We start from the raw sequence: 22,579 nt of genomic DNA, 5'->3' as shown, positions 1-22,579 counted from the left end.
CCTCTGTTAGAACTCCATAAGTTCAGGGTTTTCGGGGCGGTTTTTATTACGAATAAGCCGGCTGAAAAGCCATGGTACAAAGAGTAATGAAGCAAAAGTCCCAAAAGTTAGCCCACCGATTACGGCTCGTGCTAAAGGCGCGTTTTGTTCTCCGCCTTCTCCTATGGCCAGTGCCATGGGAAAAACTCCCATCAACATAGTTAATGCGGTCATCAGCACAGGACGAAGACGTTTTCCTGCTGCAACCCGGGCTGCTTTCATAGCAGAATAGCCAGACAACCACAAATCCCTGGCAAACGTAGTGACCAACACGCTGTTGGCTGTGGAAACCCCAATGACCATAATAAAACCCATCAATGCTTGCACGCTAATGGGTGTCGATGTAGCCAGTAGAAATAGACTGGTGCCGCTAATTGCGACTGGTGCTGCAAAAAGAGCGATTACAGGCATAATCCAAGATTGAAAATTAAATACCATGACCAGATAAATCAAAAGCAATGCCAGGGCAAAGCCTTGAATAAGCTTAGTATAGGCAGTGTGCATGGCTTGCGCCTGACCTACAATATTGATTTGATTGCCGGGTTTTAATTTTTTTCTTAACGCCTCGACGATTAATTCTGTTTTATTATATAGACTTCCTAAATCTATATTTTCTGTATTGATAAGCACGTCATAAACGGGTTGAAGCGTGACTCGGCCAATTGTGGCAGGAACTAGCCTTGGTGTCACTGTCGCAATCGTCCTTAATAAAACATCCTTGCCACTGCTGCTGGAATGTAATTTTAAATTGAGCAGTTTATCAATAGACGTCATTTGGTTTATCGGCGTTTGCGCTTGCACCGTATAAGATATGCCGCTATCGGGATCTGCCCAATAGTTTGGATTCACAGTGCCTGCAGAACCGAGTATTCCCAAAATGGCGCTCATGACTTCCTGGGTGGTCAACCCCAGCTGCAGGGCGCGATCCCTATCAATTGATATAAAATATTCGGGTAAGGTAAGTACTTGTTGGAGCTGGATATCCGTAGCTCCCTGCACACGCTGCATTTTTGCGATGAGTTCTTGTGCTAAAGCATAATTTCCTGCGCTGTCTTTTCCGGAAAAACGCACGTCTAAGGCGCTCGGAGTGCTGCCTGCCAATGTTTGATTGGTTGTGTCGGCTGGCAAAAATAAAAATGAAATTTGTGGGAATTTTGTCTTTAACATTTTCCGTATTGCTGGTTCATAATAATTGATTGATTTATGCCGGGATTGTAGTTGAATTAAGATTTCACCGTCATAGCTGCCAATGCTAAAACTCTCAACCCAGCCCAGATTAACGGGTTCTGGCGTTCCTATGATGTCGACGATGAATTGCAGCTCCTCAGCCGGAATAATCTCCCTGATGCCGCTTTGAATTGCAGCAAAATAACGGGCTGTTTCTTCAATCCGAAGGCCAGGTTCTGTACGTACATACAAACGCATCAGTCCGGCGTCTGTTTTTGGGAAAAAATCTTTCCCTGAGAAAAATATGGCCAATATTCCTGCTCCTAAAACAACTCCTAAAATAAATAGTGGCGCCAAAGAATGGCGGACAAAAAATAAAATTAGATTGCCAATTTTTCTCTGACCTTTAGCTATCAAGTTTTCAACAACAGCATGTGCACGGTAAATGAGATTGACTAAAAACACTTTCGTTTCAACCTTATCACCAGGCAGCAACATGACGGCTAATACCGGAACAATGGTACGCGATAGAAAATAAGAAGCTGCGAGCGCTGTAATAACCACAATGGCCAAAGGCCGGAATATATAGCCAGCAATGCCTGTTAATAAAAAAATTGGCAAAAATACAATACAAGTGGAAAGCGTTGATACAAATTCTGGGAATGCAACCTGTTGGGCGCTGTTTAGAGCTGCTTCCCTTGGCAAAAGGCCAAAAGAGAGATTGCGCTTGATGTTTTCAATTTCAACCAATGCATTATCAACTAAAATACCAATGGCGAGTGCTAATCCTCCCAGGCTCATAAGGTTCAAAGTATTGCCGGTTATTTTAAGCGCAATAATTGCTGTTAATAAAGAGAGGGGAATTGAAGTTAAAACAATTAGTGTGGCGCGCCACGATCCTAAAAAAAGCAGCACTATCGTGGCTACCAGAGTGCCTACAATAATCATTTCAGTGCCAACATGGGAAATTGCTGCGCGGATGAAAATGGATTGATCAAAAATAGGCGAAATAGTCAAACCCTCTGGCGCACTTTTTTGAATCTCAGGCAGTTTTTTTAAGACTTGATTGATGATGGATAAAGTTGAAGCATCGCCCAGTTTGATCAACGATACAGTGACAGCATTTTGTCCATTCACACGCGCGATATTGGTTTGCAGGGCAGGACCGTCGCGTACATCAGCTACATCACGCAATAATAACAAGCGCCCATCGTCAGATTGCAATGGGATGTTATTAAAAGCATCTACGGATGCGAGGCTTGAATCCACCGAAATTTGAATATCGCGTGTAGACTCGCGTATGCTCCCCGAAGGCAGTGTCAAATTTTGCCGGCTGATTGCAGTAATCACATCCGCAGGGGATAAACCATAAGATAGTAGGGATGCGGGCCGTAAATCAATCATCACCTGGCGCGAAGCACCTCCATAGGGTAAGGATAAACGGATCCCTTGGATGGATTGAATCATGCTGCGCAGCTGCAAGCGTGCAAAATCTGACAACTGAGCTTCCGATAAGGTATTTGAAGCAATAACCAATTGTAGAATCGGGGTGCTGGATTGATTGTATTGGATGACCAGAGGCGGTGTAACCCCTGTAGGCATACGCCTTAAAATAGTTTGAGATACACTGGTTACCTGGGTCAGGGCCAAATCGATATCCACTGACGGTTGAAAATCGATGGCAATAATAGCAGCCCCATTCATGGTTTGCGAACGGACTTCTCGGACGTTATCCACATTATTCATAATTGCCAATTCGCTAAAAGAAGTGATTTTAGCCGCCATCTCTTTGGCATTTAGTCCGCTGTAAGTCCAAATAACCTTGACGGCAGGAATATCCACTGTAGGCAATACATCCACAGGTAAAGTATTCAAGCTTAAAAAACCGAGAATAGAAATAAGGAGTGCCAAAGCACCGATTGAGTAAGGTTTGGATAAAGCATAGCGAACTAGCCACATTAAAGAAAAAAATCCCTTTAGATAGAACGATATATACAGCTTAACCTATTTATTCTTAAATTGCAGAACTAAAAAAGCTAGCTAAAGGAGTATGCAAATGGGTGGCAGATAGATAGTTACTAGTGTAGATATTGGGGAAGTATCTTTTAAGCATAATCCGGTTGCAAGGGCAACGAATTATGCTCTTTTAATGCTTATTGATAGCTAAAAGTTCGTTCTTCTAGCAAAGTATCTTCTTTTGATTTTTTATTCATGGCAAACATACCAAAAGGCATTGCTTTTGCATTGGATTGACTGCCAAAATCTCTGGTATCATCCAGCAAAACACTACCGTTGCTATCCATTATGGTTAAATGAATTGATTTGGTTTTTTCACATTCCATGGTGTCTAAAGACACAAATTGTCCGGACATATCACGAACGTATTCTTTGACTTCAATATCAGAATTATCAGAGATTTCAAGGCGAACTGTAAATAATTCGCGGCTCGCTGCCCAGGCTTCCAACTTACCCTGGTCAGATAATGCTTCCATAAAATCTGAAGTATTTGTACTTATTACATTGGAATGAAATGCCTGGCTTACTTCATTTAAAATTTCTGGTTGAGCAGCGCCAAGACTGATAATAAAAAACTTATTTCGAGCTGCAGCTAACTTTAAATTCTTTACTGTTTCAATCTGTTGCTGCAAGGTCTTTTTAAGTTCCGCTTCATTACCCAGTGTATTTTCACCGTCGGTAAATACAATAGTATTATTTTGTTTTCTTGAAGTGAGTAACGGCGCTACTTGATTTATTACCGCTTTAAAAAGGGATGTTCCTCCTGAGGCTTGCATAGCTTTTACATTAAGGCATAAATTATTGTATTGCTCTTTTGAGTATTGGCCCAATTTAACAATTTTATCGTTAAATTGAATGATATTGATGACTGCATTGGGCTGGAAGTTAAATAAAGCCTTAGCAAAGCTCATCACGCTAGTCTTTAATACTTCCAATCGATTTCCATGCATGCTTTCACTGATATCCAACACAAAATGATATTCCGGTGGGGTAAGGGCATTTGGAATTAAGAAATAAGGTGTTACTGCAATTTTATCTTCATTTATTTTTCTCTCTGCATAAAAAATTTGTTTATTTTTAAATAAGTCTGAATGCATAAATAAATGAGATGATGGCCCTTCTATTAAAATTAATTCTTCTTTATGCTGATTTAAGAATTCTTTAATATTGAATTTTATTTTGCCAGAGTCAACGCTTATGTATTTATATTCCAGTGTTTCAAATAAATCAGCATAAACCGGTTCCGGTAAATTAATTTCAAAATATTCTTTTTCCTTATTTAAGTTATATTGCAGACTTGCTTTCAACAGGTTAAAAATGGCTAAACAGGATTGTTTATTTATTTCATGAGTGAGCAAGTTCTTACCGGATGCTTGCTTAATTTCGTTTTCAATTAATTCGGCAAGTGTGACTTGTTTTACATTATATTTAACCATGTTAACTTGTAATAAATTTTGCATATCCACAGCTAATTTTTTGATATTTTTGGTTGTGCACAAGATGACGCGCTCGTCCTGACAAACAACGTCGACACCATTTAAATCAAGGTTCATAGCTTGCAATAATTGTTGCATATTTTCTGAGCGCAGTTGATTATTCACAAGATTCTTCATCAAGTTCTCCATTTTATTTTTATTAAAAGAAAGCAGATTGAGGCGCTATAATACATGGGAGCAAAGGAAGTGTCGAATAAAATTAAGACAACAAGTGTATTTTTATGTCTTTTTATTGACATGGAATGAAGGTAGCTGCAGCTAACAGTTTACTGGTGTAGACTATTGTTAACAGCGCTCGGCAGGGGCATTGCGCCATCCTCCACCTAACGCTTTATAAAGTGCAACGTACCCATTGAGCTGATCTCTTTTAATTTCTACCAGTTCCATTTGGGCTTCAAGTAAATCTCTTTGCGTCAGTAATATTTCCAGATAATCTACTCGTGCCGCCTTAAATAGCATATTTGCAATTTCTACTGATTCCATAAGGGCTTTTACTTGTTGCAAGCGCAATTCGTAGGTTTTATTCAAATTATTAATTGTGGCAAGTTGGTTGGTTACTTCTTTATAGGCAGTTAGCAGGGTTAGGTTATAGTTATAAAGGGTTTGAATCTGCTTATTATTAGCTGAAAAATACGCAGCTTTTATTGCTTGTCGGTTAAGAAGATGAGCGCTTATATTGGCTGCGATATTATAAAATACAGATTCCGGGGTCATTAAAAAATAGTTGCCTGAAAATGCTTCGTATCCTGTCGCTGCATCTATTCCTAAAGAAGGAAAAAAACGCGCTCTTGCGACTTTTATATCGATTTTACTCGCTGTCAGTTCAAGCATGGAACGTTTTACATCAGGACGGTTTTCAAGCAGCTTGAAAGGGACGCCTGTTTTGAATTGCATAGGCGTAAGCTTATCCAATTGCTTTGCACTTCGCGGTATTTTTTGTGGAAACCGTCCAATTAATGCATTTAATTTATTTTCATGAAGAGCGATTTCCTGTTTTATTCTGTAAACTCTGCCTTGATTTTTAAAAACTTCCGCCTCAAACCGTTTCACTGCAAGAGAAGTGGCTCTGGCAGAATTTTTTTGAATATTTGCTACTTCCTGAGCGCGTTTTAATGTGTGAATAAACCGCGTTATAATGTGTAACTGCTTATCGAGTGCTATGAGTTCATAATAGGTACTGGCAATTTCGGCAACCAAGTGCGTCACCATGAATTTCCTAGCTTCGATCGAAGCCAGATAATGGTAATAAGTTGAGCGCGTTGCATTGCGAAGTTTTTTCCAAATATCTATTTCCCATGTAGTAAAAAAGCCAGCCTGGTGATTATGCAAAACCCCTGGGACGGTTGGAACAGGCAGGAATTCGGTAGCGGCATCGCTTGCTCCCTCGCTAGTAAACTCCCCGAATTTTTCCACTTGGTAGCTAAAGCCTGCGCTTAGTTTGGGAAAATATTCTCCCTGACGAGCCATAATTTTATTATTAGCAATTTGTATTTCCTGTTCTAAAATTTTTAATTCCTGATTATGCTTTAAAGCAGTTTTTATCAGCTCATTTAACTCGTTATCAGCAAAAAAACTCTGCCAGCTCTCATCAGCTGTGCTGCTGTTATGGCTTTTTTGTATGGATGAGCTGCTATGAGGAGATTGCCCCCCGTATTCAGGATAGGCTTTAGGCACAGTAAGCAATGGATTTCTTGCCTGATTTCCCGGCAGTGGGGGGACACAAGCTTGTAGCAAATAAAGACACATAAGAGACATTAAAAATTTTTTTTGTTGCATCACAATGTCTTGCTCACATTAAAGTCTTCGCGCCGCTCAGTTAATGGCCGCTCCGATTCATCTCGAAGGAGTTTCTTATTTTCAGCAATTGAGCCGAAAATATAATAAAGCCCAGGAATAATCAGTACGCCAAACAGCGTGCCGAATAACATTCCTCCTAGTGCAGAGGCACCAATTGTACGGTTTGAAATAGCGCCTGCTCCGCTTGCTGTAACAAGAGGAATTAAACCAGCCATAAAGGCGAAAGAAGTCATCAAAATAGGTCTGAAACGGACTTTTGCTCCTGCAATGGCTGCATCGAGCACGGACATTCCTTGAGCTTGTTTTTGCCTGGCAAACTCCACAATTAAAACAGCATTTTTACCCAAGAGGGCAATCAACATGATAAGGCCTACTTGGGCATAAACATCATTGGCAACCCCCATAGCTTTTAACATAAAAAACGAACCCATGATCCCGGGGGGTAAAGAAAACAAGACTGCGAGCGGGATAATGAAGCTTTCATATTGTGCAGATAAAATGAGATAAACAAATAAAATAACCGTTAAAAAAATATAAATTGCTTCATTTCCGCGCGATACCTCATCATATGAAAGCTCTTCCCAGGCAATACCATATCCTTTGGGTAATATTTGTTCGGCTACTTCTTGCACTGCTTGTATGGCGTCCCCTGTGGTATAGCCAGCTGCGGGTTTGGCACGAATAACCGATGAGTTATACAAGTTAAAACGGGTGATTTCATTGGGGCCTTGGGTTTTTTTCAACTTCATAAAAGCGGAATAGGGGACCATTTCATCGCGATTATTTTTTATGTAAAATTTCAAAACATCGGAAGGTAAGTCTCGAAATTCTGGCAAAGATTGTACATATACTTTAAAAAACTGCCCAAAAAGGATAAATCCTTGTTCGTAGGTACTGCCAATTAATATGTTTAAATTTTCCATGGCTTTGCCTATGGAAACATTTTTTTGCATGGCTTTTTTTATATCCAGCTCAATATTGTATTGCGGGTAATTTGCGGCATAAAAAGTAATTAAGCCGGCCAATTCTTTCCGTTTGCTTAAATGATTTATGAATTCAGTGTTTAATTCATCAAATTTGTGATAATCCGTCTGGTTGGTTTTGTCCAAAAGCCTGAAAGAAATCCCTCCGGCTGCACCGTAACCTGGAACTGCTGGAGGCTCAAAATATTCAATGATGGCGCCTAACTCTTTGGATTTTTCTTCCAACTCTTCAATAATTTCATGCACTGATTTATGGCGTTTGCTCCAATGATCCAAATTAATAAAACACGTACCAGCATTAGAGCCTCTGCCTTCAGTCAATATCTCAAATCCGGCTAATGATGAGACGGATTCAACACCTTTTACCTCTTTAGCCATTTTTTGCAGTTTTTGAGCTACAGCAAATGTTTTTTCCAGTGTTGAGCCGGGCGGGGTACGGATAATGGCATAAATCATGGCTTGATCTTCATTTGGGATAAACCCGGAGGGGATATAGTTAATAATGAAAAAAATACCGGCGCTAAATAGAGCCAAGGTTGCCCATGTGAACAGTTTGCGGTGAATAATTACTTTTAAAAATTCGAGGTAATAATTGGAAATTTTTTCAAATCCCTGATTGAATCGCTCAAGAAAATAAGCTACTGGCATTTTTCGCTGCGGCTCATGATGTGAGTGTTTTTTCAGAATCATGGCACAAAGGACAGGGGTCAGGGTTAACGCGACTAAACCGGATAGGACAATGGCGGAAGCCATGGTAATAGAGAATTGTTTTAATACAACTCCAACAGGCCCAGTCATAAAGGCAATGGGCACAAAAACCGCTGTCATTAAGAAGGTGATGGCAATTACGGCGCCGCTGATTTCTCTTAGAACTTTTTTTACTGCATCATAGGGAGACAGCGATTCATTGTCCAACTTAGCATGGACTGCTTCAACCACTACGATCGCATCATCTACTACGATGCCAATAGCAAGTACCATTGCAAATAAAGTGATGAGATTGATGGTCAATCCACTGTGTTGTATAAAAATAAAAGCGCCTATTAAAGAAACGGGTACAGCAAGAACTGGGATAAGAGTCGAACGCCAATCACCAAGAAAAATAAACACAACGAGTGTCACGAGCACAAATGCTTCTAAAATGGTATGCAATACTTTTTCAATAGAAGCTTCCAGAAAATTCGAGACATCATAGCTGATCTTGTAACTCATGCCATCCGGAAAGTTGGCGCTTAGCTCTTTGAGTTTTTCCTTTATTTCCGCGATGACTTCATTGGCATTGCTATTAAATGTTTGTTTAAGGAGTATGGCGGCGGATGGATAACCATCTACTGTGGAATAAATATCATAAAATTCGCTGTCGAGTTCAACTTTGGCGATATTTTTCAGATAGAGCGTTTCACCTTCAGGATTAGCCCGAATAATTATATTTTCATATTCCCCTGGCTTATCAAACCTCCCTTCATAAGAGAGCACGTACTCAAGCGATTGGGCCTTTTTCCCTGAGCTTCTGCCGATTTGGCCGGGCCGGCCAATGATGCTTTGCTCACTGATTGCTTTCATGACTTCTTCCGTGGAGATATTATAAGCACGCATCCTGTCAGGATTTAACCAGATCCGCATGGCATAATTACGGTTTCCTAAAATCCTGGCTTGTCCTATCCCTTTTATTCTTTTCAGTTCAGGCAAAATGTTAACTCTCGCATAATTGAAGAGAAATTTTTCTTCATCCTCTTTATTTGTGCTGTAAAGATTTACATACATCAACATGCTGGGTTGAACTGGTTGAATAATGATGCCTTCACGACGCACCAATGGGGGCAGTTGGTTGATTGCCTGATCGACACTGGTTTTTACTCTTACCATGGCATCGTTTGGATCAGTATCCAAGTCAAAAATGATTTGAATGGTGGCTTCACCAGCGCTGGTTGCATCTGAAATCATGTAGCGCATCCCCAGCACTCCATTTAAGGCTTGCTCCAGAGGAATTAATGTCGTGCGTATTAGCACGTCAGCACTGGCTCCAGGATAGGCTAAAGCCACAATGATCCTGGGAGGCGCTATTTGCGGGAACTGCGTGACTGGCAATGCTCTTATCGATAGAAAACCTAAAAATACGATTAATAGAGAGATTACGATGGCAAGAACTGGTCTTCGAATGATACGCTTGAACATCATAAATCCCTAAAATTATTTAACTGGTAAATTTAAACTGGACTGTACTTCGGCTGATTTTTGGTAGAGCGGTTTTATTTTTTGGCCCAAGTGAACTCTTCCCAAGCCTTCCAAAAGGATTTTTTCATCTTTTGTTAAACCGGAGCGGATGACATATAAATGCGGAACTTCATGAGCAATGGCAATTTCTCGCGATTTGATCACATTTTTTTCATCAACGACGTAGACAAATTTTTTATCCAGTACTTCAAAGGTTGCCTTCTGCGGGATCACCAGCGCATTTTTCAGCCGCTCGGATAAAATGATTGTGCCCGTTTGACCATGCCGTAATAAGTTTTCCGGGTTAGGAAAGCTGGCTCTGAATGCAATATTACCGGTTGCATTATCAAAATCTGCTTCGACTGTGTCAATGCGGCCTTCCTGATTAAAATTTTGCCCGTTCGCCAGTTCAAGCTTGAGAGGAAAATTATTGCCCGCGTTTTGTTTTTTCATGAAATTCAAATAATCCACTTCGGACACGTTGAAATAAACCCATATCCGGCTGTTGTCTGACATGGTAGTTAATAATTGTCCTTCTTCAATAAGACTGCCGACGCGCACGCGAAAGCGATCTACAATGCCGTCAAATGGAGCGGTAATGGTGGTAAATTGCAAGTGGATCTCGGCGAGTTTCATTTTCGTGCGTGTTTTGTCTAACTTGGCCTTAGCTAAGGCTAATTCGTTAGGTGAAACAACCTGCTTGGATTCTAGATTTTTAGTATTCTCATATTCAATTCTGCTGATTTCATATTCAGCTTTTGCTTTTTCCAATTCAACTTGTAACACCAATGGCATGATTTGAAACATTTTCTGGCCTTTTTGCACAAATTGGCCCTCATCAATGTAAATATGCTGCAAATAGCCTTTTTCTAATGAGCGGACTTGGATGTGTTGGATGGATTTAATCTGAGCGACATAACCGTTATCTATGGTAAGTGTTTCAGTCCATGGATTCGTAATTAAAATTTCCGGTATTTCTTTTTTGTGGCTCTCATGTTTTCTATGAGTAATCAAAAAACCGATGATTAGACAAGTTGAAAAAATAATTAATACCAACCGAGTCAAGTATCTTTTTTTCATGTGTGAAATCCATATCACTTTAAAGCTCAACTAGTTTATCTGGCGCCATAAGAATTTTTGTGTAAAATTCCCACTCGGTGCGTCTTTGATCAAATTAAAAGATGAATGAGAGCCAGAAAGAAGACTGTAAATAACTCAATATTACAGCAATATAGTAAATAAAATATATTAATCCCAAGCCCATGACAATAAATAATTTTAACTACATGCTGGTGAATTTAACGCGTCAGCTTCGCGCTTTGGTAAAAAGTCAAACAAAGGATTCACCGTTAACGTTTGAACAAATTAGGGCTATAAGCCATATTGCAAGATTTGAAGGCATATCGCAGGTGGAGTTGGCCAATTTACTGGAAGCCAAGGCAATGGCGGCTTCAACAATAGTCAATGCTTTAGAGAAAACATCCCTGGTCATAAGAAAAAGAGATAAGAGCGATGGGCGTACGTACAGATTACATCTAACTGCGGCAGGGAAAAAGGTTGCTGATGAACTTCAAGGCCTCTCAAAACAGATTTTTAAGTTAATGACAAAGAACATCAGTGAAGCTGAGTTGCATGTTTTTTATAGCACCCTGGAAAAAATGCAAGAAAATATCATTCACGCATTAAAATCGTGATGGGAGTATGAGGTATGTAAAAGTTTGCTGGAGTTATATGGAGTGCGCCACAGGTTTTGAATAAATATGGAATTGATAAGCAACAACCATTCTTTATGTCGAGATTGCGCGGTTAGAAAACAACTTCTTTAAGCAAAGATAAGCGGTGCTTAAATAACTTGTTAGCCTTAAAACTCATAAAGGTCCACATTAATAGGAAACCTTGATGGAAAGTTCTCTCCATCAAGGTTTCCTATTCTCACATGTTAAGTACTTGGCTTGTTTTCACCTCGTTTTGCCCAGAGAATCGAGTAAGTTTTTGATAGTCGATATTTTCGCATTTGAGTACAGGGATTTTATTGTCTAAGCGTGGGGCTACAGTAACTCTGAGGGCTTTGGTTTGCTCAAGTTTGGACGCGGCTTTTCTGGCTTTCTGCATGTCCATATCCGGAAATTCAAGCCAAATGACCCCACTATTTGCATTTTGCTTCCAACCTTCAAGGCCGGTTATTTTTTTCACAGCATCTAAAATAGCTGGGATTTGTTGCCGATCCAGGGGAGCTGGTTGAAACATCATCAATTTTTTCTGTTTCTCGTTATCCAATTTCTTCTCAATTTGAGCGAGCTTGGTTAAAGCGGCGGAAAGTAAAAAAGTGGATGCGTCAACCAAATTTTCCATTTCTAGGGCCATTTTGGTTTCCGAGCACCAGCACTTTCTTGCTGAAACCGATTGACGTCGAAAGTTGGATGCTTTCGTTTTATTTGTTGCAATAAATCACTGAATCCTACCCTGATTTCAATTAATTTTTTTAATTTTTTATCCTCAAAGACATTTTTTTGTGCTTCAACAATACGGGTATGAATGAGTTTTTGTAGAGGAAGTAAAGAGGAATCAATTTGCGCGAAGGCTTGCTGGTATTGGCTATTTTGATTTTTTCGTTCACCTGGATGGCGCAGTACAATACTTGGATAATCAAATGCACGTAAGAATAGATTGATGAGGCAGGTTGCGGTTCTGCCATTTGCATTGGCAAATGGATGAATTTCTGTGAGCTCATAAAACACAAAAGTCAAAAACTCGGTAACCTTCCCAATATCGTTTGTGTCAAGCTCAGAAAGTTTACATACCGTAGTGCCAGCCCATTGCTCCATGGCTGCGGGAATAAGTTTAGGAAGCATGCAGATTTTTACAATATTATTCACAATTTTCTTTTGTTCGTAAGTTAATTGGTCTAAATTGTACGCGGTCGCTAACTTGTTTATAGCGATGATCCCATGGATTGCTGGATGCTTATAATTTATATAAGGTATTTGTGATTCATGAATAGTATAAGTTTTATCGTCAGCAATTTTTTCCAGTAAAGAAATAAAATTGCTCGTTGCTTGTTTGTCGAGCCCAAAATCTTCATTTAAAAAAGATACAAATGAACTGCGAGGTTTATGCGGGTGCAAACCAGCTAGGTAATAGATAAAGTGATCAACCAACTGGCCATCGTAGAATGAATTCTTGGGTAAACTCACCTGCTTGTTTATCGTGAATTTGTAGCAATGTTTTTCCGAGATGACTGTGAAGTTTTTTGACCCACTGAATAAGCGTTTCCGGCTTTATATTTTTGATACCCTCTTTTTTTATAAGAGGAAGAATGTTTTCTTGAGCATACAAATAAGCATCCAGCATATCATGATACTGTCCTGCTTCAGGATAAAGTGCATCTTCGTAGGTTTGTGAGCCTGCCAAGCGTTGGGGAGAAGATTCTGGCTCAAAACTATAAACCAAAGCATGATTAAATTCGCTAAGTTTAGATAAATCAAGCATGTTAATTTCCATCTGGCAAATAAGCTGCAAATGTTACATGGCAAAACAATTAGTGTCCATCTTGAGATTTATTTGGCCATAATGTTTTTGGAAACTCATGCATTTATCTATCCATAAGCTATAGTCAAATAAAAGCCAATAATTTTAACTTTAAGAGTTAGGGATAAGGAAATTATGCGCCCCATTTGGTCTGGCTCCATTAGCTTTGGACTGGTCAATATCCCTGTGAAACTTCACAGTGGCACCATTGAGCAGCGGCCTGAATTACATTTAATGCGTAAAAGCGATGGGTGTCCCGTTAAATATTCCAGAGTATGTCGCTTTGATGGCAAAGAAGTCCCAATGGATGAAATTGTAAGAGGTTACAAGTGGAAAGATGGCGATTACATTGTTCTTGAAGCTGAGGATTTCAAATTAGCCAATGCCAAAAAAACGCAATCCATAGACATTGCGCAATTTGTTCATGTCGATGAAATTGATACCATTTATTTTGAAAAGCCTTACTACCTTGAACCCGAAAAATCTGGGCAAAAAGCTTATGTCTTATTACGACAAGCTTTAGAAGATACTAAAACGGTAGGAGTGGGGGAGTTTGTACTGCGAAATAAAGAAGCTCTAGTAATTATTAAACCTTATGGCAAGCTGCTGGTATTAGAAAAGCTAAGATATGCAGCAGATATTCGCCCTCTGCAAGCATTAAATTTGCCTTCCAAAAATGAAATTACCAAGGCAGAGCTTAACGAAGGGGTGAAACTTATTAATAAAATGACTAAAAAATTTAAGCCGGAACAATATCACGACGATTATATTGAATATTTGCGTGCAATAATTGCTGAAAAAGTGAAAGCCAAAAAAACTGTGGAACGTAAAAAGCCCAGCAAAAAGCGAGCCCCCGAAAAAGTAGTGGACATCATGAGCCTCTTAAAAGAAAGTTTAAAAAATAAGGCTTCATGATGCCCCATAGCTGCCTACATACTTAAGTTATTCTTTTCCGGAATGAAAAATGTTTCGAAATCTTCTTCATTGGCTTCCATGAGTTCTCCTTCTTCTTCTCGCGAATAAAAAAGAACTTTTCTTGTGTTTTTATCGGCAACAATAAATTCACGACCTTTTTCTGCTTGCGCTGCAAAGAAGGGCCTAATCAGTTCCGGGCTAGGAAATTCAAGGGGAAAGATGGTTTCTTCGTTATCATCATCCTGAATTCCTGTAGGATGGCCAATGATTTGTTGTATGCAAACGTCGTAATCTTTTTTAAAATCTATGGCTTCCTCTTCCATCCAAATTAAATACTCACATTTATTGCAATTGTAAAGACGACCATCGCCAAAAGAATAACACCAGGGTTCTAAAGAATCGTCATCGAAGGTTATGAACTTTCGACGTTGAGATGCTTGTTGTTGAAAAAAAGTCCGCGCTGCAAATTCATCAAGAAAATGCAGGGTTTCCTGTGTGTTCATCTGATATTTTTTTTTAAAATCTCTTTTTATTTTTTGCTCGTCATGCTCGCTTTGGATTGAAAATGCTTTTTCTTTTTGTTGCCAACTCAATAGGGCCATGTGATAACTGTTATCATTAAGATATTGGCGAATTTCGGGATGTTTTAATGCCGGGGTGAAGTTTCCTTCCAGCCATTCGTTATATTCTTCAGCGCCACTTTCTTTAAGCAGTTTTTTTAATCCATCAGAATAATCCCGAATGTCTTCAAGTTGCTTATTTTTTTCAAAAAAATAAGCAAATTTTTGTTGATTGACCAAAGGGGTTATAAAAAAAGAACGATTTTTTTTAATTAAATCTTCAATTACGCTAATTGCTGGGATGAACGAATGGTTTTCTTCACTAGGCATCTTGTAATCCTTATTAATCTGTATTCTATAATGGTTGAATTTTAGGCAAAATGCGAAGTTAGAGCAAATTTGTTTTGGCATAAACCAGCACCAAAGCGCTTGTTTTATCCCGTTTCCTACGTGACGGGCAAAGCATTATTCTCCTGCTTGCCTGCACTCATGGATCGCATTTTCTTTACATAGCTGTAGACAATCCTCGTCGCCCGCACGTTCACATTTTGCTGTACATTGCGTAACTCTTTGCTGAACACATAAGGCTTGATCATCCTGTTGAGCATCAATTTGTGCGGGACTAATGTCCTCGGCATGAGCATTGAGAAAAAAGAGAGAAAAGAAAGTAAACGTGATTAATCTTGCCATGATATTCAGGTTCTTCAAATTACTTATTATCAGTTTAGCAACTCATGTATAAAAACACCGCAATCTAATTCATATTAAATTTATGAACCCTATTGCTGCCTCATAACCCGTTGGGTAAGCATGCAAATGAAGTATGGTCATTTTTTAAGCAAGTTGGGTCGTGGGATATAAATCGCGATTTTTACAATCTTGCTATTTTTACTGGCTTGCTATAAAAAGATTGTTTTGGTCTTCAATGGAGTGAGCATGCTGAGTCATTTTTTCCAAACACCTGCCGTTACGGCTCCACGAGTTGAACTGCCAACTACCATTTTTGATTATCAATGCCACACTCACTTAAAGGTTCTGCAAGACAGGATGCTTCGCTTCAATCAAGCCTTGTCGGCATTAAAACAGCTAGATCAGAAAATCGTTGCTTCCCTAACGTTAGGAACAGCATGTTGGCTTTTTCCTAATATTACTTTTTCTGTCATCGGATTTTGTTTGGCTACCCATTGGTTAGGGAAACGTGAAGCTTTCTACAGTGAATATATGAAAGCATTGGCGGATTTGAAAGATGCTTATGCTTGGGCGATGGGAGAATCGAAAAAAGACATGTGGTATAAAATGGGCTCGACGGTCATACAAGAGCTAATCTTGACCTTGGGGCCTGTGCTTAGCAAAGACAATATCCTTAAGTGGGAAAAGGCCGATCTACAGCCGGCTATTATATCTGGACAGCGTGCGAAGGAGCCAAGTGAGAATTTTAAAAAAAGATTGGAATCCTTTGCTAAAGGGGAGCAGGAAAGAAGTTGGGAGTTTCAGCTTTATGGGGAGCAAGGCTCTCCAGGATTGCTCACCATGTTTAAGGCTACAGTTAAAGAATCCGTTTTATTGGCAATAAATGCTGTGGTGCAAAATAGGGAACTTAAGAATAAATAATTTGAAAAGTCTATACTTTAATATTATCTGCTGTAAAAGGAAGATATCATGACCAAACCGGTGCAAACCTATAAAAAACTCTATCGCTCCAGGAAAGACAAGATGATTGCTGGTGTATGCGGAGGCCTGGCTGAGTACTTTAACATGGATCCTACCCTCATGCGGTTAATTTTTATTGTGTTCCTGCTCTTGGGTGGTTGTGCTTTTTTAGTGTACATCATCATGTGGCTGGTTGTTCCCAAAGAGCCCATATAACATTTCTTTATGCAGCAAGATTATTGGAAGCAAAAATGGGAATCGGGGGAAATCGGTTTTAACCAAAAACAGCCGAATCCTTTATTAGTTCGCTATCTAGAGAACCTGCAATTAAAAAAAGGCGCCCGCATTTTTGTTCCTTTATGCGGTAAAAGCATTGACATGCTGTGGCTGCGGGAACAAGGTTATCATGTGGTAGGTGTTGAGTTAAGCGAACTTGCATGTAGGGATTTTTTTCAAGAAAATTTACTGCCAGTGCAAACCCATAAAACGGCCAATTTTATTCAGTTCCGGGGGGATAAATTAACCCTTTACGCAGGTAATTACTTTGAGCTGACGGCCGATCTCATTGGCGATGTCGATGCTGTTTATGATCGCGCTGCTTTAATAGCACTTCCTCCTACTCTAAGAATTCAATATGTTAATTATTTTTCTTCTTTGTTAAAGTTTGGTGCAAATATTTTTTTAATTTCTTTTACTTATGATCCTGAGAAAATGGAGGGGCCACCCTTTTCTGTAGATGCAAACGAGATACAAAAACTTTACGGCTCATTATTCCACATCAGGCAATTGTATAATGCACCTGCTGAAAAAATTTCCGCACACGTACGAGCTAAAGGGGTCACCCAAGCCAGCGAGCAAGTATATCAATTAATATTTACCGGCTTTCGGAAATAAGCACGCTTCAATAACTTTAATTCAAATGCTTAAGTGCGCCGACAAAAGATTATCGAAACTATGTGTTTATTCTAGTGACGACTATACTTAATAAATGGAATTATTTAAGCATAAGGAGATGCTTATGAGCACTAAATCAAACAAAATAATTACGTATAAAAATACTTTGGTAAGAATTTTAGCAAGCGCAAGTCGGGTTTTCCTGCAAGTTCTTTCTGTTCTCGCCATTGGTGAATGCAGACCTCGATATAACCCTCTTAAGAAAAAGGATGTATCAGCAAACAGAGATTAACAATTCCCATATAAATTAATCAATTCCTATTTAAATCACCGCTAAAAACTATAAAATAAAAATTTTAAGCATTATTCGGGGTTAATCATAAGTACAAGGATGATGTGGCAATGAAAATAAACAACTTATTTTCATTGCTGATGCTATTGTTTAGCAGTACCCTTTTCGCTGGTAAGACGTTTACAGGGAGTTGGGACGGCATTACCTTGACTACGGATCCGCATAAGCCTTTTTTCTTTTATTTTCAAACAGAAGGTAGGTTTTACAATTCCTATGTAAGAGATGAGTTATTTACGCGCTCAGCAATCGGCTATTCCGCGAGTAAAAAGTTAAGCTTGTGGGCAGGATATGATTTTTTTCAATCCTTGCATGACTCTAAAGAAATTGTGCAGGGAGTTTGGCAGCAGGGGCAGTATCAACTGATTGATGTAGAAAAGTTGACATTTACCTGGAGGAGCCGTTTAGAGGAGCGGTTTGCCACATTTGGAGCTGGAACTGCTTTAAGGCTGCGTAACCGTGCTCTAATTCAATTTAATAAATTAATTCAAAATAAATTGTCGCCTATTATTTATGATGAAGTTTTTTTGAATCTTAATCATCCTGATTGGGTTTCATCCAAAACATTAAGCCAGAATCGTTTTTTTCTGGGGGCAAGGTTTCCTGTTAAAGAAAATACTTCTGTGGTGATGGGATATATAAATCGTCAAAACTATAATACTTATGAGACAACCCAAGATCAGGTATTAAGTATAATGCTTGAAGTGACTATTGAATAAGTAAAGTAGGGCAGTTGTCTGATTACAACTGCCCTATTTATTTTAAAAATTAAAAGCCATATTGGCATTTTGCATGGGCTGTTGCTGCTGCGGATAGGAAGGCTGATAAAACATTTGCTGTGGGTAAATATTAGGGTATTGTTGTCCTGTATGTTGTTGAGAATATTCACTTCGTTGTTGATTATAATAAGCTTGCTGCTGTGAAATAGGCTCTTGGCTATTCTGCACGCTGCTGTTAGGGGCTACCAGTTCAACAAAAGCTTCAATTTCTTTAATTTGTTTATCTAACACTAGTCTGCCATTTTCATGAATTTGATGGATGGCGTAGGCGGTAAGAATGACACCAATAATGGTCGCTGCTATTCCAATTAATAACGCGCCGACTATACCTACTGGCCCCGTAGCTGCAATCACGGGTAGGGAGAAAGCAAGATCTGTTAAAATGAGAAGTCCCGCGCTAGTCAATCCTGCACCAACAACAGCTTTGAAGGAATTGCCCAAGATGCTAAATATGCTTCTTGTGGCATTACTACCGTAGTTAGAAGCCATGAGCTCTTTTAGATAATTAACTTCCACAGCCAAGTTATCTTGGGCTTTTTTATCGTTGGGGCTACCTAAAACAAGAATTCCACACTCTAAGATTTTGTTTAAGAGGGTAGCGTGCTCTTCATTATAATACCGGTGAGGTACGATTTCATTTACTCCTGGAACTTCCAGAGAGTCGAGTTCTTCCAAACTGCTAATAAAATTTCTGCCCGCAATGATGATCTTATTCTTTTTCTCACGGGTTTCGCGAGCAAGACGAGAATTAAAGAAACTATCCTGCAAAGTTTGATCGAGTAAGCTGATAAATTCTTTGCTTTTCGAGCTATCAATCATGTCCAATCTCCTAGAGAATGATTATTTACTATTCATTTTGGTAGCCAATATACCATAATGAAATAAAAAATCCTAATCCATGCTGCTTACACTGGTTAATTGTGAAGCTTTGCGATTCCCAACAAAACCAGGAAAGCTCATGCCTTTGATTTTATTATGTAATTTGGTAAATAAAATGGGAAAAACGCCATTGCCGGTCACATTGGCAGTAGTGCCGAAAGGATCGCAAATTAAATAGACTGCTGTTATTAAGCCAATCATATCACTTGAGAAACCCAGATGAGCTTCCAAAATAGGGGTAACGACTAAAATGACTCCACCCGGAACTGCAGCGACTGCATATTTAGCCAGGGCAGTATATAAAGCAAAGACAGCAAAAGTAGAAACGGATGGTAAGGGTAGTCCAAATGTCAGGATAGTTGCCAAACTTAAAATAGGCACGCCGATGGCGCTGCCGATGGTATGAATATTAATAACAGCGGGAACAAGCATTTTAGCTTGCTCAGAATTATTCAGATTTTTCTCCGTAGAAACAAGAAGAACCGGCATCGAGGCAGCGCTTGAAATCGTAGTGAGTCCGGTTAAGCTCGCGGGTAAAACATTTTTCATATAGAAGAAGAATTTTTTCACTGAAAATTCGCTGGCTAAAAGATACCAAAAAACAATATACAACCATTGGCTGGCAATAATAAGAAGTAAAATAGGGCCGTATATTTTTAAGGAAGTCTGCAATACGTGCTCATATTCCAATTTAAATACAAACCCTAAAATGAACAAGGGGAGTAACGGGATAAATGCTTTTTTTAAGAAACCGTTGGCAAGTTTATTTAAAGTGTTTGCCAAGCGCTTTGCTTTCTCATTGGGCCACATGGAAAAAAAGATCCCGATGGAAAAACCCCACAATAAAGCTACATCGTTGGTAATTAATTTTTTTAAATGAAATGTCCATGCCGGTAACAGCTGTAGGGCTGAGGCATTTACAGCCGTTTCCTTGAAATGAAGTAAATTAAGACCGATATATCCTGAAGTATAGCCATACATTAACGCTGTAAAATTCGAAGCAAATACGCATATTATTAATAGAAATACAAAAAGTACTGCACCTTTTTGCAAGTTAGAAAGACACGAAAATACAAAACTGAAAATAATGAAAGGCAGTAAAAATTCCAAGATTCCTTTCATGCTCAAGCTAAACGCGTAACTAATGGCTTTGATTTGTACAGGAACGTATTGGCCTAAAAATAAAGGCAAAATCAAGATAGAAAGAAGGAGCAGCGGCAATTTTATTTTTTTAATAAAAGCTATAGACATCGTATAAAATCCTTTCATAAAGCCAAAATTTAACATTAAAAAAGATACAGTATCCCAGAATCTTCGGTAATACGCCATTATTAAGATTAAGTGCTTAATAAAAAAACATATTACCTCAGGCTTGAATAAATAGTCTATGATTTATAGAAAACTGCTATATTAAAAATAATTGTAAATATTCATTAAGGATGATGAGAATGAAGCACAATACCGCTTTTCTTACTGATTTAAAGAAAATTCGTGATGATGCACGTAAACATTTGACCAAAGGGCCTGTAACTGAAAATTACCACCTTAATTTAGCAACTGTCATTGAATTATTAAATGGTGCACTGGCAACGGAATTAATTTGTTATTTACGTTATAACAAACATCATTATAAGGCAGCGGCATTAGGTGCCAGTGTGGCTGCTAGCGAATTTCTTGAGCACGCCAATCAGGAAAATTTACACGCCAATCAATTGGCGGCACGTATTGTACAGCTGGGAGGGGATCCAAATTTTTCCCCGCATGGATTATCTGAGCGTGCTCATGCCGAGTATGTGGAATGTGAAACTGTAGAATGCATGGTAAAGGAAAATTTGGTTGCAGAAAGAATTGCCATTGATATTTATCGGGAAATGATTAATTACATCGGCAACGCTGATCCGACTACGCGAAAGCTTTTGGAAGATATTTTGGCCGTTGAAGAAGAACATGCGGATGACTTATTGGATGTAGCCGCCGAGTATGATATTAAATTTGAGGATTAGATGTTTTTATTTTTAGCATGACTGGATGAAGCATTTGGCTTTTCATATGAAGGCTGCTTGCCTGCACTACTGAAAAAAGAACCATAATATTGAATTTCTTCAAAATCCTCATATTCAATGGTTTTTACAGCAGAGCTTTGTTCAGTTTGTAACAAACGGGTCGCTTGGGTAAGAGATGAGGAGCTAATTTTTTTATTTATCATGTTCTCACTTTCATTGTCCCATTCACTGCGCTCAGGCGAGTTTGCTCGATTAGGCAAAATACCCAATTCACGGGAAGCTTCAATTGGAGAAAGTATAAAATTAGTGATTCTACGCACTCCCTCGGTCAGAGCATATGCTGTTTGCACAAGCGCTAATGTCAGTGTACGTGTCATTTTACTGTACCATCGCGTAGGGGCAAATTGATAAAGTGCATTCCTTAAATAATCAAAAATTCCACTTGCTATGGATAGTGGAAGCTCAAGAACAAGTTTAAATGTATTTTTAAAAGTCACAAGAGGGGTCGTTGCGAACCATAATTTGCTTTCATTAGATTTTGGCGCGCCTAAAAAATACTGGGCAAAAGAATACTCTTCTCCAGCATTATTAAAAGTTTTGTACCAGCTATTCTTAAGAAAGGCAGTAAGCGAGGTTTGATGCGTCTGCTTTGAATTTTCTAACATCTGTAATCCTAGGCTTACAGGAGATTGATTGGCAAGGGTTTTTAGCATTCTGGTGCGATCAGCCCCATTCTTGCTTTTTCCGATTACTGCATCATTTGCCAGAATCTGCATCATTCCTAATGCATGGAAACCACAGGAAACACCATCAAACGTAGATTGTGTTCCTAATCCTTCGTATTGGAGGTCAATCGCTTCTTTGCCGGATTTGAATTTTACCTTGTGACTATAGTTCCAATTGAAAACTGAGCGGAATATAGCAGAGATTAATCCCCCGACTGTCAAGCCAGGTTTTTCAGAGCTATTGAGAAATGTTGATGGGTTGCTTAATTTAGAGTCAAATAATGTGTATTTATCTTTGGTATTTTTGTAGAGAACCGTAATATGGCGCTCGGTATTTCCGGCACCAATTACAGGAATAATTACTTGCTGCTCAGCCAGGAGAAAATCTTTTTGACTTTTAAAAAAATTGATTACTTCCTGATAGGTTAGCTCTGTTTTATAGGAGGAAGGAGCTTGAGTAAGCACAGGAGTACTGACTACACATACATTATCATTGAGAAAATAATTTAATTGAAAAGCTCCTAAGGACACGCTGTGTTTGACATAACCTTTATCTTCAAGCTTCTCAAAGTGATGGTTTAACGC

Annotated in this window: 21 protein-coding genes; 8 read left to right on the top strand and 13 right to left on the bottom strand. The window is 39.0% G+C overall.

Going from position 1 to position 22,579, the window contains the following annotated elements:
* Window positions 1-6: 6 nt before the first annotated feature.
* The 5 genes from NKV53_RS03205 to NKV53_RS03185 form a co-directional block, all read right to left on the bottom strand.
* Window positions 7-3,165, bottom strand: a complete 3,159-nt coding sequence (locus NKV53_RS03205) for an efflux RND transporter permease subunit (protein WP_127033272.1) — start codon at window positions 3,163-3,165, stop codon at window positions 7-9.
* Window positions 3,166-3,359: 194 nt separating this feature from the next.
* Window positions 3,360-4,658 (bottom strand): vWA domain-containing protein, encoded by a 1,299-nt coding sequence (locus NKV53_RS03200; RefSeq protein ID WP_253350675.1) that lies wholly within the window; start codon window positions 4,656-4,658, stop codon window positions 3,360-3,362.
* Between the two features lie 345 nt (window positions 4,659-5,003).
* Window positions 5,004-6,494, bottom strand: a complete 1,491-nt coding sequence (locus NKV53_RS03195; RefSeq protein ID WP_253350808.1) for an efflux transporter outer membrane subunit — start codon at window positions 6,492-6,494, stop codon at window positions 5,004-5,006.
* Window positions 6,494-9,673: an efflux RND transporter permease subunit gene (locus NKV53_RS03190; RefSeq protein WP_127057347.1), complete on the bottom strand. Its 3,180-nt coding sequence runs from the start codon at window positions 9,671-9,673 to the stop codon at window positions 6,494-6,496. Before NKV53_RS03190 ends, NKV53_RS03195 begins: the two co-directional genes overlap by 1 nt.
* Window positions 9,674-9,688: 15 nt before the next feature.
* Window positions 9,689-10,792: an efflux RND transporter periplasmic adaptor subunit gene (locus tag NKV53_RS03185; protein WP_126954839.1), complete on the bottom strand. Its 1,104-nt coding sequence runs from the start codon at window positions 10,790-10,792 to the stop codon at window positions 9,689-9,691.
* A 182-nt stretch (window positions 10,793-10,974) separates the two neighbouring features.
* Between NKV53_RS03185 and NKV53_RS03180 the strand changes: the two genes are divergently transcribed.
* Complete coding sequence (locus tag NKV53_RS03180) at window positions 10,975-11,406, top strand: MarR family winged helix-turn-helix transcriptional regulator (protein ID WP_126954838.1); 432 nt, start codon at window positions 10,975-10,977, stop codon at window positions 11,404-11,406.
* Between the two features lie 238 nt (window positions 11,407-11,644).
* Here the strand turns inward: NKV53_RS03180 and NKV53_RS03175 are convergent, their stop codons facing one another.
* Genes NKV53_RS03175 through NKV53_RS03165 form a run of 3 tightly spaced genes read right to left on the bottom strand, consistent with a single transcriptional unit; the run spans window position 11,645 to window position 13,213 of the window.
* Entirely contained in the window at window positions 11,645-12,076 is a 432-nt protein-coding gene (locus NKV53_RS03175) for a hypothetical protein (RefSeq protein ID WP_233579795.1), read from the bottom strand.
* Complete coding sequence (locus NKV53_RS11990) at window positions 12,067-12,906, bottom strand: Fic family protein (protein ID WP_233579796.1); 840 nt, start codon at window positions 12,904-12,906, stop codon at window positions 12,067-12,069. Before NKV53_RS11990 ends, NKV53_RS03175 begins: the two co-directional genes overlap by 10 nt.
* Window positions 12,863-13,213 (bottom strand): hypothetical protein, encoded by a 351-nt coding sequence (locus NKV53_RS03165; RefSeq protein ID WP_253350673.1) that lies wholly within the window; start codon window positions 13,211-13,213, stop codon window positions 12,863-12,865. Before NKV53_RS03165 ends, NKV53_RS11990 begins: the two co-directional genes overlap by 44 nt.
* A 162-nt stretch (window positions 13,214-13,375) precedes the next feature.
* Between NKV53_RS03165 and NKV53_RS03160 the strand changes: the two genes are divergently transcribed.
* Window positions 13,376-14,155, top strand: coding sequence for a Ku protein (locus tag NKV53_RS03160; RefSeq protein ID WP_253350672.1), 780 nt, complete (start codon window positions 13,376-13,378; stop codon window positions 14,153-14,155).
* 14 nt (window positions 14,156-14,169) lie between these two features.
* Here NKV53_RS03160 and NKV53_RS03155 read toward each other — a convergent pair whose 3' ends face one another.
* A complete protein-coding gene (locus NKV53_RS03155; protein ID WP_126954836.1) occupies window positions 14,170-15,045 on the bottom strand; it encodes a hypothetical protein in 876 nt (291 codons plus the stop codon).
* Between the two features lie 135 nt (window positions 15,046-15,180).
* On the bottom strand, window positions 15,181-15,405 hold the full coding sequence (locus tag NKV53_RS03150) for a hypothetical protein (protein WP_126954835.1): 225 nt from the start codon (window positions 15,403-15,405) through the stop codon (window positions 15,181-15,183).
* 246 nt (window positions 15,406-15,651) lie between these two features.
* Between NKV53_RS03150 and NKV53_RS03145 the strand changes: the two genes are divergently transcribed.
* The 5 genes from NKV53_RS03145 (at window position 15,652) to NKV53_RS03125 (ending at window position 18,327) form a co-directional block, all read left to right on the top strand.
* Entirely contained in the window at window positions 15,652-16,326 is a 675-nt protein-coding gene (locus NKV53_RS03145; RefSeq protein WP_126955024.1) for a hypothetical protein, read from the top strand.
* A 48-nt stretch (window positions 16,327-16,374) separates the two neighbouring features.
* Window positions 16,375-16,581 carry a PspC domain-containing protein gene (locus tag NKV53_RS03140; protein ID WP_126955023.1) on the top strand — a complete coding sequence of 69 codons (207 nt, stop codon included), beginning with the start codon at window positions 16,375-16,377 and terminating at the stop codon, window positions 16,579-16,581.
* A 9-nt stretch (window positions 16,582-16,590) separates the two neighbouring features.
* Window positions 16,591-17,259: a thiopurine S-methyltransferase gene (gene tmpT / locus NKV53_RS03135; RefSeq protein ID WP_126955022.1), complete on the top strand. Its 669-nt coding sequence runs from the start codon at window positions 16,591-16,593 to the stop codon at window positions 17,257-17,259.
* Between the two features lie 124 nt (window positions 17,260-17,383).
* Complete coding sequence (locus NKV53_RS03130) at window positions 17,384-17,551, top strand: hypothetical protein (RefSeq protein WP_158615191.1); 168 nt, start codon at window positions 17,384-17,386, stop codon at window positions 17,549-17,551.
* Window positions 17,552-17,661: 110 nt separating this feature from the next.
* The gene (locus NKV53_RS03125) at window positions 17,662-18,327 is read left to right on the top strand and encodes a DUF2490 domain-containing protein (RefSeq protein ID WP_126955021.1); all 666 of its coding nucleotides are present in this window, start codon (window positions 17,662-17,664) and stop codon (window positions 18,325-18,327) included.
* A gap of 42 nt (window positions 18,328-18,369) precedes the next feature.
* Here NKV53_RS03125 and NKV53_RS03120 read toward each other — a convergent pair whose 3' ends face one another.
* Together NKV53_RS03120 and NKV53_RS03115 are read right to left on the bottom strand one after the other, a co-directional pair.
* A complete protein-coding gene (locus NKV53_RS03120; protein WP_126955020.1) occupies window positions 18,370-19,206 on the bottom strand; it encodes a hypothetical protein in 837 nt (278 codons plus the stop codon).
* Between the two features lie 72 nt (window positions 19,207-19,278).
* Window positions 19,279-20,517 (bottom strand): cation:dicarboxylate symporter family transporter, encoded by a 1,239-nt coding sequence (locus NKV53_RS03115; RefSeq protein ID WP_253350671.1) that lies wholly within the window; start codon window positions 20,515-20,517, stop codon window positions 19,279-19,281.
* A 197-nt stretch (window positions 20,518-20,714) separates the two neighbouring features.
* Here NKV53_RS03115 and NKV53_RS03110 point away from each other — a divergent pair, with 197 nt between their 5' ends.
* The gene (locus NKV53_RS03110; RefSeq protein ID WP_126955018.1) at window positions 20,715-21,269 is read left to right on the top strand and encodes a bacterioferritin; all 555 of its coding nucleotides are present in this window, start codon (window positions 20,715-20,717) and stop codon (window positions 21,267-21,269) included.
* Here NKV53_RS03110 and NKV53_RS03105 read toward each other — a convergent pair.
* Window positions 21,266-22,459: a hypothetical protein gene (locus tag NKV53_RS03105; protein ID WP_253350670.1), complete on the bottom strand. Its 1,194-nt coding sequence runs from the start codon at window positions 22,457-22,459 to the stop codon at window positions 21,266-21,268. The genes NKV53_RS03110 and NKV53_RS03105 overlap by 4 nt on opposite strands.
* Between the last annotated feature and the right edge of the window lie 120 nt (window positions 22,460-22,579).

Origin of the sequence: Legionella sp. 27cVA30, from assembly GCF_024160945.1 — a bacterium.
In the GTDB taxonomy this organism is placed as follows: domain Bacteria; phylum Pseudomonadota; class Gammaproteobacteria; order Legionellales; family Legionellaceae; genus Legionella_A; species Legionella_A septentrionalis.
Note: the sequence above shows the minus strand (reverse complement) of the source record. Positions and strands in the feature narration are given on the sequence as shown.

Bases quoted from the DNA above. Each gene is read 5' to 3' on its own strand.
- NKV53_RS03205 (WP_127033272.1), bottom strand. From the start codon at position 3,165: ATGTGGCTAGTTCGCTATGCTTTATCCAAACCTTACTCAATCGGTGCT.
- NKV53_RS03200 (WP_253350675.1), bottom strand. From the start codon at position 4,658: ATGGTTAAATATAATGTAAAACAAGTCACACTTGCCGAATTAATTGAA.
- NKV53_RS03195 (WP_253350808.1), bottom strand. From the start codon at position 6,494: ATGCAACAAAAAAAATTTTTAATGTCTCTTATGTGTCTTTATTTGCTA.
- NKV53_RS03190 (WP_127057347.1), bottom strand. From the start codon at position 9,673: ATGTTCAAGCGTATCATTCGAAGACCAGTTCTTGCCATCGTAATCTCT.
- NKV53_RS03185 (WP_126954839.1), bottom strand. From the start codon at position 10,792: ATGAAAAAAAGATACTTGACTCGGTTGGTATTAATTATTTTTTCAACT.
- NKV53_RS03180 (WP_126954838.1), top strand. From the start codon at position 10,975: ATGACAATAAATAATTTTAACTACATGCTGGTGAATTTAACGCGTCAG.
- NKV53_RS03175 (WP_233579795.1), bottom strand. From the start codon at position 12,076: ATGGCCCTAGAAATGGAAAATTTGGTTGACGCATCCACTTTTTTACTT.
- NKV53_RS03165 (WP_253350673.1), bottom strand. From the start codon at position 13,213: ATGGAAATTAACATGCTTGATTTATCTAAACTTAGCGAATTTAATCAT.
- NKV53_RS03160 (WP_253350672.1), top strand. From the start codon at position 13,376: ATGCGCCCCATTTGGTCTGGCTCCATTAGCTTTGGACTGGTCAATATC.
- NKV53_RS03155 (WP_126954836.1), bottom strand. From the start codon at position 15,045: ATGCCTAGTGAAGAAAACCATTCGTTCATCCCAGCAATTAGCGTAATT.
- NKV53_RS03150 (WP_126954835.1), bottom strand. From the start codon at position 15,405: ATGGCAAGATTAATCACGTTTACTTTCTTTTCTCTCTTTTTTCTCAAT.
- NKV53_RS03145 (WP_126955024.1), top strand. From the start codon at position 15,652: ATGCTGAGTCATTTTTTCCAAACACCTGCCGTTACGGCTCCACGAGTT.
- NKV53_RS03140 (WP_126955023.1), top strand. From the start codon at position 16,375: ATGACCAAACCGGTGCAAACCTATAAAAAACTCTATCGCTCCAGGAAA.
- tmpT (WP_126955022.1), top strand. From the start codon at position 16,591: ATGCAGCAAGATTATTGGAAGCAAAAATGGGAATCGGGGGAAATCGGT.
- NKV53_RS03130 (WP_158615191.1), top strand. From the start codon at position 17,384: ATGAGCACTAAATCAAACAAAATAATTACGTATAAAAATACTTTGGTA.
- NKV53_RS03125 (WP_126955021.1), top strand. From the start codon at position 17,662: ATGAAAATAAACAACTTATTTTCATTGCTGATGCTATTGTTTAGCAGT.
- NKV53_RS03120 (WP_126955020.1), bottom strand. From the start codon at position 19,206: ATGATTGATAGCTCGAAAAGCAAAGAATTTATCAGCTTACTCGATCAA.
- NKV53_RS03115 (WP_253350671.1), bottom strand. From the start codon at position 20,517: ATGTCTATAGCTTTTATTAAAAAAATAAAATTGCCGCTGCTCCTTCTT.
- NKV53_RS03110 (WP_126955018.1), top strand. From the start codon at position 20,715: ATGAAGCACAATACCGCTTTTCTTACTGATTTAAAGAAAATTCGTGAT.